9 protein-coding genes are annotated in these 9,463 nt (G+C 43.6%); 7 read left to right on the top strand and 2 right to left on the bottom strand.

Going from position 1 to position 9,463, the window contains the following annotated elements; genetic code table 11:
* Together F3059_RS13720 and F3059_RS13525 are read left to right on the top strand one after the other, a co-directional pair.
* Window positions 1–873, top strand: an 873-nt coding sequence (locus F3059_RS13720; protein ID WP_170265190.1) for a DUF6973 domain-containing protein, incomplete at its 5' end; no start/stop codon positions are given.
* Entirely contained in the window at window positions 839–1,300 is a 462-nt protein-coding gene (locus tag F3059_RS13525; protein ID WP_151170192.1) for a hypothetical protein, read from the top strand. The genes F3059_RS13720 and F3059_RS13525, both read left to right, overlap by 35 nt.
* 420 nt (window positions 1,301–1,720) lie before the next feature.
* Here the strand turns inward: F3059_RS13525 and F3059_RS13520 are convergent, their stop codons facing one another.
* Together F3059_RS13520 and F3059_RS13515 are read right to left on the bottom strand one after the other, a co-directional pair.
* The gene (locus F3059_RS13520) at window positions 1,721–2,119 is read right to left on the bottom strand and encodes a hypothetical protein (protein WP_151170190.1); all 399 of its coding nucleotides are present in this window, start codon (window positions 2,117–2,119) and stop codon (window positions 1,721–1,723) included.
* Complete coding sequence (locus F3059_RS13515) at window positions 2,112–2,441, bottom strand: helix-turn-helix domain-containing protein (protein ID WP_151170188.1); 330 nt, start codon at window positions 2,439–2,441, stop codon at window positions 2,112–2,114. Before F3059_RS13515 ends, F3059_RS13520 begins: the two co-directional genes overlap by 8 nt.
* Before the next feature lie 143 nt (window positions 2,442–2,584).
* Between F3059_RS13515 and F3059_RS13760 the strand changes: the two genes are divergently transcribed.
* From F3059_RS13760 to F3059_RS13490, 5 genes are all read left to right on the top strand, one after another.
* Window positions 2,585–4,150, top strand: a complete 1,566-nt coding sequence (locus tag F3059_RS13760) for a hypothetical protein (protein WP_151170186.1) — start codon at window positions 2,585–2,587, stop codon at window positions 4,148–4,150.
* Window positions 4,151–4,342: 192 nt separating this feature from the next.
* The gene (locus F3059_RS13505; RefSeq protein WP_151170184.1) at window positions 4,343–5,290 is read left to right on the top strand and encodes a tyrosine-type recombinase/integrase; all 948 of its coding nucleotides are present in this window, start codon (window positions 4,343–4,345) and stop codon (window positions 5,288–5,290) included.
* Between the two features lie 46 nt (window positions 5,291–5,336).
* Window positions 5,337–6,194, top strand: a complete 858-nt coding sequence (locus F3059_RS13500; protein ID WP_262713932.1) for a tyrosine-type recombinase/integrase — start codon at window positions 5,337–5,339, stop codon at window positions 6,192–6,194.
* 223 nt (window positions 6,195–6,417) lie between these two features.
* Entirely contained in the window at window positions 6,418–7,464 is a 1,047-nt protein-coding gene (locus F3059_RS13495) for a PDDEXK nuclease domain-containing protein (RefSeq protein WP_151170180.1), read from the top strand.
* Window positions 7,465–8,161: 697 nt separating this feature from the next.
* Complete coding sequence (locus tag F3059_RS13490) at window positions 8,162–8,590, top strand: hypothetical protein (protein ID WP_151170178.1); 429 nt, start codon at window positions 8,162–8,164, stop codon at window positions 8,588–8,590.
* Window positions 8,591–9,463: the final 873 nt, after the last annotated feature.

Below are 9,463 nucleotides of genomic sequence, written 5' to 3'. Positions count from 1 at the left end.
TATGGCTTCCAGGGACAGGAAAAAGATGATGAAATTAAGGGTAGTGGAAACTCAATAGCATTTAAATATAGGATACACGATCCGAGATTAGGGCGTTTTTTTAGTGTAGATCCTCTTGCAAAGGATTATCCCCATAACTCGCCTTATGCTTTTAGTGAGAATAGAGTAATAGATGGTGTTGAATTAGAAGGGGCAGAAAGATTATCAGTTCATACTCCAGGATGGATATTTTCTTCTGAAGCTGTTTTACGAAACGAAACAGCAACAGGAACAGCCCAACAAAATGCTGCAACAGCAGGGGCTATACAAAGACACCCGATAGCTACCGCAAACGTTGGTTGGACACAATATGGCGGGACAAACATAACGTCCGTTTCAGGCAGAATAGCACGACACGTAGCAGGAAATGGCAATATGAGTGATGGTATAGGTACAGAAAGAAATGCGTTTAGACACGCTTTATGGTCGGCCACAATTACAAATGAATATGATGCCGGCATTGCACTAAGAATTGGTAATGCACACGAAGGAATACCAATTTCTGCACAAGGAAATGCACACGTAGATTTTAGCGTTCCAGCCCCTGATAATATGGCTGCTGCCGATGATGTTGTAGATTTTTTGAATAATGAGATTGGGCGTGGTATTGCAGATCAATTAGGCGAAGATGCTACCCAAGTGGATATTGCAAGGGAAGTTTTAAAAGTTCAGAGAAATGAAGGGTTATGGACTGCTACAGAAACCGAAGATGGGACTTCCATTTCAAGAACAAGAATTTCAGAAGAACAATTTAACAATGGGATGGAAATGTTGAACACTTTAGATGACAATGGAATGAATGAAGCAGATAGAACAGAGTTGGAAAATGATTAAGTCATTAACAGTCATAGGATTACTTATTTTTTTAAGTTCCTGTTCTAATACTCAAAGATGCAATGAGTTGGAACAAAAAATAATAGATATATGCGTTAAAAAAGATTCGACTTATACAATTCCTTTGGCTTCGCTAACAAATTTTGAATGGGATACTCTATATGTGATAAGTGGCCCAACAGTTGATAATGAGGCAGGAGATATTATTGGAATAGATGATTATAAAAAGCTAATTCCTGATGGTAGCCGTCAGTATATTTTCATTAAAAGAAACAAGATCGTAAAGGAATATTCTTCCTATTGCAGTCTTAATTTATCAGGAAAATGCCTTCACAAAGAAAATTGTAAGTATCTCGACACATCAATAATCCAAGTAGAAAAACAGGAAGGCGAAGGGCATTTCATATACAGGTTAGAGGAACGGTAATGTCTCAAACATGTTGGTAGCCCTGTTTCATTTCTGTAAAATACAGATTATCAGTGTTTCAGTTTAAGTGAAATGATCATTTTCAAACGAATCTATCTTGCTACTTCCACTCAAATACTGGAATAAACCTTCCGGTGGAGCGGAAATAACAGAGAATAAGGATATTGAGAACTATTTAAAAATAGAGGTATGAACCATTACTTTTTCAAGTTTACCAGGAAATAGAAGTATGAATTTAGGTGAGTTCAGGTTGAACTATTGCTTGCAGACAATACAATTGGTTTTGCGGTTTTCTTTAATCCTTTTTGTTCTTGCTGTATTGCTGTCTTGATATTCTTTTGGTCTTTTTTGTATTGGATTAGTGTAGGCTTCATAAGGGGTGAGGCCTAAGCTGGTTCGAGCTTTTAGTTCGTGTACTAATTATCCGTTACTGTTACCCTGCCTTTGCGTTATGCTCTTATACAGGTCCTCCATCACATCGGACATGTGCCTGGCAAGATAAAGATCATCAAAGACCACAGAGCCACCATGAGGAGCAATGATCTGTTCAATCTGCATTTTGTGCTGCTGGTGTTTATGCAGCACGAGCGTAAAAGGCTGCTTGCTATACCGTTTAAACTCCTCATCCTTCATGAGCAAAACAAGGTGTTTAAGCACCTGTTCAATGCCGTTGTCCTGTTCCAGGCCTGTTTGAAAAAGAAATTGAGAAAAGACGTCCTTAGCAATAAAAAAGTAAACGACCCCTTCCTTAGCGGGAAACTCCACAGGAAAAAAGCAGATCACCTCACGGGGTTTTGTGGCCTTGGGAATACTAACCATAAGCCGCTCTTGCTTTAGCATCCCTAAGCATAGCATCAAGTGTAAAGAGAATATGATCCCTATCCTGATCAGGCAGCTTTTGAATCATTAAAACCTTGCTGATGATCTCCTGATCAATTTGCTGATCACTCTTGCCCGCCAGAAAATCCAAACTCACGCCCAGGGCATCGGCCAGCTTCATAGCCACATCAATAGACGGCTTCGCTTCCCCGCGTTCGTAACGCCCCATGACGTTGGTATGCACACCAACCTGCTTAGCCAGTTCCCCCTGGGAAATCTTCCTGGCCTTACGCAACTCACTTAGTCTTTTTTCAAACCCCATACGCGTTTAGATACACATTAAAAGTTAGGTGAAATGCAAATATACCAACTCAAAAAGGTAATTGAAAACCGTAAGCGTTGCGTAAATAAACATTATTGGTTAGCTTTGTACCTGAAAGTGTAGAAAAATAAAATTTTTTGCTCATGCCCCAACTCGACACCACAAATCCCGACCACTTCATCTACCAAAACGACCTGCTCAGGATCGAAATACTGGGCGGCATCAAGATCGAAGGACTGGATAGACTGCGCGCCACCTTAAAAGCCGCATTACCCGAGAGCCCGCGTCCCCCCATTCGCCACAACTTAGACCTTTACAACGACAACCAGCTCGAGAAATTCATCCGCAAAGCCGCCCAGAAACTCGAGCTCGGCACCAGCGTAATAGCCGCCAGTCTGAGCGAGATCACCGCCCAGCTGGAAGGCTACCGGCTGGAACAACTAAAAAAACAACAGCCAGAGGAAGAAAAACCAAAACCCTTAAGCCAAAAAGCAAAAGAGCAGGCCAAAGCCTACGCCTCCAAACCCCAACTGGTAAAACGCACCATGAGCGATTTACAGCAAACAGGCATCATCGGGGAAACCACCAACAGCATGATCCTGCACATCGCCATGAGCTCGCGGCAATGCCCCGATCCCCTGAGCGTTATCTGCCTTGCCCGGTCAGGAGCCGGGAAAAGCTACCTCATGGAAAAAGTAGCCGCCTGCTTCCCCACAGAAGACCTCTTAGAAAACACCCAGTTTACCGAAAACAGCTTCTACTACTTCAAACGAGAAGAAATCCGCGGCAAAGTCTTTCTAGTCGAAGACCTTGACGGAGCACAAGCCGTACTCTATCCCATAAGAGAACTGCAGAGCAAAAAACGCATCAGCAAAACCGTCACCATGAAAGACAAGAGCGGTCAGCTCAGAACCATCACCCTCATAGTCGAAGGACCAGTCAGCGTAATCGGCTGCACCACCAAAGAAAAAATCTACGAAGACAACGCCAACCGCTCCATTTTGATCTATCTCGACAACAGCAAAGAACAAGACCACAAAATCCTCGACTACCAAAAAAAGCTCAAAGCCAACCTGATCGACAAAAACAAAGAAACCCAGCTGCGCGAGAAACTGCAAAACGTCCAACGAATCCTGCAACCCGTTAAAATCGTCAACCCCTACGCCTTGCTCATCGACCTGCCCAAAGAAGTTTTTAAACCCCGCAGGACAATGGGACTGCTGCTCAACTTCATTGAAGCAATCACCTTTTACCACCAACACCAAAGAGAACAACAAGCCGACAAGGAAACCGGGGAAGTATTTATCGAAACCACCCCCGAAGACATCCAGTGGGCTTTTAAGCTGCTCAGGGAAACCCTCTTTCGCAAATCGGACGAGTTGAGCGGAGCGTGCAGAAGCTTTTATGAGTGGGTCAGGAGCCCTGACAGGCAATTTAAGAACCGGAAATTTTACGCCAGCGACATCCGCAAAGAAAAACGCATAGCGCCCCGAACCCTACAGCGCTACTTAAAAGAACTCACCGAATACAACCGCCTGAAAATAGTGGGCGGCAAAAAACACGGAAACGGCTACCAGTATGAGCTGAACCCAAAGCCGGAAAATGAAAATTTGCCCGGAGTAATCGATGAGCAGATCAGTAAAGTATTAAAAGCCGTGGAAGCCGAGCACAAGAAAAGACAAGGCACAAAGAGGAAACGGAAAAAATAAAGTAGGGGAGGCCACTGCGTCACACTACGCCAAAACACAAACTGGCGCAGTCAATAAGCTGATAACTAAAACAAAGGCCACTACGCCATCGCTTTTTAAAAACACAAGCAGCAACAAAGAACCACAAGTAACCACAACGAGCCACAACCGACCACAATAAGAACCACAAGGAGCCACAAAAAACCACAAGTTATGAAACACTTGCCCATCAACTCCGAAAGCTTCCAGTACGTAGAAAAATCCTTCCGTGAATGGCTGGACATCTTAGGCTATGCCAACAGCACCGTTTACCAGCTACCCCTGTACGCCAGAGAACTCTTTCACTGGCTCGAACAACAAGGCATTAACCAAATACAACAACTCACCACCGAACACATCCGCAGCCATTATCACAATCTAAAACACCGCGGAAATCAAAGAAGAGGCGGAGCCCTGAGCAACACCTACCTGAACAAACACCTACAAGCCCTCTACAAACTCATGGAGTACCTTAGGCAATCCGGGAAACTCGAATTACCCTACCTTGAAATCGAGCGCGAAGAACCCAACCAAAAACCCGTAGAAGTATTATCCGTAGAAGAAGTTCGCCAGCTGTTCACTGCCACCGAAGAACACCCCGGGAGTCCCAAATGGGAAGCCATAGCCGCACGTGACAAAGCCATGCTCACCATCTATTACAGCTGCGGGCTCAGGAGAAATGAAGGCTACCACCTCGACCTGTCCGATATCAACTTCGATCAAAAAACACTCCACGTAAGAAAAGGCAAGAACAACAAAGAACGCTTTGTCCCCTTCAACCAAACAAGCAGCCAAATCCTGCAAGAATATATCTACGACTACCGCCCCTGTTTTCTCAACGCCAAAGAACTGAGTGCTCTTTTTGTAAGCGTAAAAGGTCACCGCATGAAGACCCAGAGTCTGGTAATCAGGCTCAAGCTTTTGCAACAAAAATCAGACGACATCGAACTACAGCAAAAAGACATCGCCCTGCATACCCTGCGTCACTCGATCGCCACCCACTTACTGGCCGCAGGAATGAGCCTTGAAAGCATCAGCCGCTTTTTAGGACACAGCAGTTTAGAATCCACCCAGATATATACTCACTTAGTAGAAACAGAAGCCAATGGAAAAGACCTTTAAAAAATATTTAGAGAGCAAAGGCCTGACAAAGCAAAGTAGTGAGAGAATGCAAGGCGATCTACTCCGCCTTTTAAACTGGTGCGAAAAAGAAAACCTCGAACCCGAGCAAGCAGGTTACCGGGACATGATCGGTTATGTAAAATACCTACAACAACGAAAAGTCAAACAACGCACCGTGCAGATCTACCTCGGCAGCATCAAACACTACTACAACTGGCTCGTCAAACGCGGCATCAGGGAAGACAACCCCTTGCGGAATATCGAGATCAAAGGCATCAAACGCAAACTTCTGTACGACATCATCAAAATGAACGAACTGGAAAACCTGTACCACCGCTTTGAGATACCAGAACAAGACGAAAAAAAGCAAAACCAGAACTGGTACCAATTACAGCAACTGACAGCCAAACGCAACAAAGCCATGTTAGGGCTGATGATCTGGCAGGGCATCACCACCACCGAACTACAAAAACTAACCACAAGCGAGCTGAAACTGCGCGAAGGAAACATCGAGATACCCGGGGGAAAGAGAAGCAACCCCCGGACATTAAAACTAGAAGCCCACCAGGTACTCGACCTGATGGAGTACAACCTCGAAACCCGCAAAGCACTGTTAGCCAAATCAGGAAAAGAGACAGATAAACTCTTTGTCACCAGCGGAAAAGGAAACAACAGGCTGACAGGCGCAATCAGCTACCTGATCGAAAAACTAAACAAACTCAACCCCAGAATCACCAGTACCAACCAAATACGGGCAAGCGTCATTACCCACTGGCTCAAACTGTACAACCTGAGAAAAACCCAATACATGGCCGGACACCGCTACGTGAGTTCAACCGAAAGTTACCTTGTCAACGACCTTGACGACCTGAGCGAAGACATCTCCAAATACCACCCGTTTTAACCACAGAAAACACGAATTTTTAAGAGAAAAAGACATCTCATGACCGAATAGTTAAAACAGGTTAAGGTGCTGAAATACAAAAAGATGCTTTAAAAAGGGTGGACAAGATGGGACGTGAGTAAGCTGTTATAGGACAGCTTACATGATGTGGTGACTTATTATTGAAAGAGAAGAAAGCCCTTACATTTGTTTACCGTAATTTAGAAAATATCAAAGAGAAAGGATGAGTAAAAAAGAGCAGCCAGCAAAAACAGCAGAACACTTATACGATGATATCCGAAAAGTGATCGAACAGGCACGAAGTAAGGCCTACCGAGCCGTGAACCAGGCAATGGTAAAAGCCTACTGGCATATTGGGCGACTTATCGTAGAAGAAGAGCAAAAAGGAGAAGAAAGAGCCGAGTACGGAAAAGAACTGATCAAACAGCTGGCTGAAAAGCTGACAGGAGAATATGGTAAAGGCTTTACGCCAACCAACCTGAAATACATGCGCCAGTTTTACAACACCTTTGAAAAAAGTCACGCAGTGCGTGGCCAATTGAGTTGGACCCATTATCGTTTGCTTTTGAAGGTAGAAGAGGAAGAAGCCCGGGACTTTTATTTGAAAGAAGCAGTTGAAAATAATTGGAGTACAAGAACCCTAAACCGCCAAATCGGGAACCTGTATTATCAGCGAATGTTGATGAGTAAGGATAAAAGCCCTGTTCGGCAGGAATCAAGTGAAAAACAAGAGTCATTTAAAGCGAAAGACATTATCAAAGACCCTTATGTATTGGATTTTTTAGAGTTGGAAGACAACACCCACTTTAGAGAATCAGAGTTAGAACAAGCAATCATTGATAAACTACAAGACTTTTTACTGGAACTGGGAAAAGGCTTTGCCTTTGTAGATCGTCAATACAGGTTAACAGCAGGCCCGGAAAACCATTTTTATGCAGACCTGGTATTTTACAATTACATTTTGAAATGCTTCTTAGTGATCGACTTAAAAACAAAACCTTTAAAACACCAGGACATCGGGCAAATGGATATGTACGTTCGCTACTTCGAGGATAAAGTCAGGCAAGAAAATGACAACCCTACTATTGGGTTGATTTTATGTACAGAAAAGAATAACACGATCGTAAAATACAGCGTGCTGAATGAAAGCAAACAACTTTTTGCTTCAGAATACAAGACGTACATGCCGAGTGAAAAACAGTTAAAAGAAGAGCTCGAAAGAGAACGGGAACTAGCAGAACAAGAGAGGCGACTAAAAAAGAAAAAGTAATCCCCACCCCGAACCAGCCGCACAAAGCCAACGCAGGAAAATCGGTGTTCCTCCTTTCCTTCGTCAGCAAAGCAAGTCGCCAAGCTTTTACAGCCCATTTTTAGAAGTGTTGATCGATAAAGTCAAAAAATAAGCTATAAAACCCTTCGGGTGCTCTGCTAAAGCTACGCAGCTTGTCACCTTCCTTGCGTTCCTTCGGTCAGTCGTCACGGTAGCTCCTGTGTCCAGTATTGCCGCTTTCTTCGCTACGTGTCGTCTTGTGCAAAAAAGTGGGGTCGACTGTTTATTTTCAAATGAATCCATTTTTGTGCACAATCCTAACTCCGCTCCGTTCAGCCACAATACTGTTCACCCGCTACCCATTTAAAGCTCGCCTGCGGGTCGCTGCGGGCTGCGGCTTAACTCTGTTAAAAGCCTTCGGCAGGAAGGTAAGCCTTGTGTAGTGCGCTTCGGGCTGTCATGGTTTTTTGCTTTTATGGCAAAAACACACGCCAGCCCTTCACTTCTACATAGCTGCAAACCGCCTTCGTTCCTCAGGCTTTCTCTTGCAGCCCCCTTGCTCCACTCGCAGGAGCGGCTCGCGAAGCTTGTCTGCTGCCCATTACGCTACGCTCCACAGTCAGCAGCCAGCCTTTTTGGCTCAGGGCTGTTTTTTCCTTCGGCACCCCGAATTTATTCACTGCTAAAAAAATTAACTTTGGAGAAAAAGACAATTATGGAAGATATGAAAGCAATGGAATACGAGTACTTAATCCGTAAAGCGTTTAACTGTGGCCGTTTTGGTGCACCCGGTGCAAATGCTGATATTTATAGGAGGTATGAAAGGAATAAAGGGTTGTATGAATCCGAAACAGATGCTGTGAAAAATAATAAGCCTAGAAAGTGGAATCAACCAATCGAAGATCTGGCTTATGAAGCAGGAAGGAAAGAAGGAGAAGTGGTGGCTCATATTAATAATGCATTAGATCATGTCGAAAAACATTATCAAGATGAATTGACAAGTGAACAGGAGAAAGAACTGTCTGACTGTAAATCGGAGCTATTAGAGCCATCAAAGGAGAAAATCGACAAGGTGATAGATCGTGTTCACGAAGTCTTCTCAGAGGCGGGTTTACAGATGAGTTAATTATTACCAAAAAAATAAAAAAGCTAGCAAAAGTAAGTTCCAGTCCTTGCAAAACAAGGGTACATAAACGCTCCGCTAAGGCTGCGCGCCCTTGTTTTACTGCGTCCTTTCACTTGTAGAAATGGCTTTCTTTTTTCTCTTTTTTTCTTTTGGGAAATAATCATGTAGTAGCGGTGCGAAATCGTTCTGAAAAGCGAAGTGAAACAACCGCTGAAAGTGGGGTGATAAACCCGTTTTGCTTCGCTTTTTAGAATGAAACAACCGAAGGGCGTTAGCTCGGCCGGGGTCGGCAAAAAGACGTGCAAGGACGCCCGCAACCGCAGGAACTTGCTTAACATAATGGCCTTATAGCGAACAGCTTTGATGGCAGCTTGTGACCGGGAGCTGTTCCTATAAGGAGCTGTTATGTTCAAGTCTTTTTTCTGGTTGTGAAAGTAGGGGAGCCTGTATCTTATACTTTTATCGCATCACAAACACGATTTATATCTATGAAACGAACAGATGAGATAAAGGAAAAGGTACAGAAAAAGCTAAATCTATTTATCAAAAGAATCTACGTCACAAGTTTTAACATTTACTCTTTTTATTGGTTTTACAAGTTGATCTGGATTAAGGAAAGCTCCACGTGGGAGGATTTTCTTGTGTGGTTTTTTACGGTAGCTGGAATGCACTTCTTTGTATTGGAAAATCAAGACCTGTTTTTTAGGGATAAAAAAGAAAAAAAGTGTAGTTTAGTAATCATTGAATGAGAACCAATAGACTAACATACTACCGTGATGAAGCGCTAATAGGCGTTTTTTGTGAAAATCCGATCGAGGATAAGGACAAAAAAGGAAGTAGTGTAAAATCGGTTTTTAATTACTCTCCCTTTGG

Origin of the sequence: Salibacter halophilus, from assembly GCF_008806325.1 — a bacterium.
In the GTDB taxonomy this organism is placed as follows: Bacteria; Bacteroidota; Bacteroidia; order Flavobacteriales_G; family Salibacteraceae; genus Salibacter; species Salibacter halophilus.
The sequence above is the reverse complement of the archived record's forward strand: the minus strand, read 5'-3'. Positions and strand labels throughout refer to the sequence as shown.

Bases quoted from the DNA above. Each gene is read 5' to 3' on its own strand.
- F3059_RS13525 (WP_151170192.1), top strand. From the start codon at position 839: ATGAAGCAGATAGAACAGAGTTGGAAAATGATTAAGTCATTAACAGTC.
- F3059_RS13520 (WP_151170190.1), bottom strand. From the start codon at position 2,119: ATGGTTAGTATTCCCAAGGCCACAAAACCCCGTGAGGTGATCTGCTTT.
- F3059_RS13515 (WP_151170188.1), bottom strand. From the start codon at position 2,441: ATGGGGTTTGAAAAAAGACTAAGTGAGTTGCGTAAGGCCAGGAAGATT.
- F3059_RS13760 (WP_151170186.1), top strand. From the start codon at position 2,585: ATGCCCCAACTCGACACCACAAATCCCGACCACTTCATCTACCAAAAC.
- F3059_RS13505 (WP_151170184.1), top strand. From the start codon at position 4,343: ATGAAACACTTGCCCATCAACTCCGAAAGCTTCCAGTACGTAGAAAAA.
- F3059_RS13500 (WP_262713932.1), top strand. From the start codon at position 5,337: ATGCAAGGCGATCTACTCCGCCTTTTAAACTGGTGCGAAAAAGAAAAC.
- F3059_RS13495 (WP_151170180.1), top strand. From the start codon at position 6,418: ATGAGTAAAAAAGAGCAGCCAGCAAAAACAGCAGAACACTTATACGAT.